This window comes from Mesorhizobium sp. WSM4884 (assembly GCF_029625675.1).
Classification (GTDB): domain Bacteria; phylum Pseudomonadota; class Alphaproteobacteria; order Rhizobiales; family Rhizobiaceae; genus Mesorhizobium.
Genome location: NZ_JARTVO010000053.1, coordinates 1 through 1,176, shown reverse-complemented (window position 1 = coordinate 1,176; position 1,176 = coordinate 1). Strand labels below are relative to the sequence as shown.

The window sequence follows — 1,176 nt, the reverse complement described above, 5'->3', positions numbered from 1 at the left end:
GTCGACCGTGAACAATCCGAGCCCTAAGCGGCGACCGGCTTCGGCCGGATTTGAAGCAGGGCAATCAAGAGCGACAAAAACCCCTTCAGCCACCTGAGCAGGAGGGAGAAGTTGTAGCCGGCGGCGGCCAGGATGGCGTTGAGGGTGTCGCCCTGCTGGCCGGCGAGGTAGTTGCGGCCCATTCTGTGTTCGCTCTTGATGTGGCCGATGACGGGCTCGACCGCCGACCGCCGTCGCATCTGGCGCTTGATGGCTGGGGTGACGCGGCGTTTCTGGCCCGCGGTGAAGACCCTGAGCTTGTGGCTCTGCGGTGCGTTGTGGCCGCGATAGCCGGCGTCGGCGAGGATGCGGCCGATCTCGTTGCCGATGGTCTTTTCCATGTCGGGGATGACGCTTGCCAGCGTGTGGCCGTCATAGGGATTGCCGGGCAGTGCTTTTGCATGCAGGGCGAACTGGCCGCCCCTGGAGCGCTTCAGCGTGGTGGCCACCGACACCTTCACCCCGAACTCGTAGGGCGCATGCGCCTTGCCCTTGCCGATGCATTCCACCTCGTGTGCGTGCAGGCTGTAGATCTTGCGGCCGCGCTGGCGCTGGCGTTGCTCGAGAACGGTGGCGGCCTGGTAGAGCGGCCATTTGAACAGCGTCCAGCCCCTGATCGCCGGCGATCTGGCGACCAATGTCGCGAATGGTCCGGCCGAGATAGGTCTTGAGCTTGCGTAGCGCCTTGTTGGCCCGCTTGAACTGCTTGGCGTGGGCATAGCGCTGGTGGCTGATCAGCGCCAGCTTGCCGACCCGCACATAACTCTGGCGCAAATGGAGACCCGTCCTCTTGGCCAGCCGCACCAGCCGTTCGCGTGCCCGATGGATGAGCTTGGCGTCGGTCGGGAACATGACGTTCTTCGGCTGCACGGTGGTGTCGACGATCACCTGGCGCGTGTCGGCCGGTTTCATCGCCCCGGTCTTGACCGCGAGGCTGAGGCTCTCCTGCAACAGCACCATAATCCGCTCCTCGCCCATACGGCTGCGCCAACGCGTCATCGAGGAGCGGTCGAACGGCAGCGTATGGCAAAAGAACGTCTCGCCGGTGAGATACTGGAAATAAGGGTTCTCCACCCAGCGCTCGCACAGCACCTCATCCGACAGGTTGAAGGTGTGCTTGAGGATCGCCAGCCCCGC

General features: G+C 64.2%; 1 pseudogene. It reads right to left on the bottom strand.

The window, feature by feature from the left end:
* Positions 1-23 precede the first annotated feature (23 nt).
* Positions 24-1,176 (bottom strand): annotated as a pseudogene (locus tag P9236_RS30625) (IS5 family transposase); the annotation flags it as partial.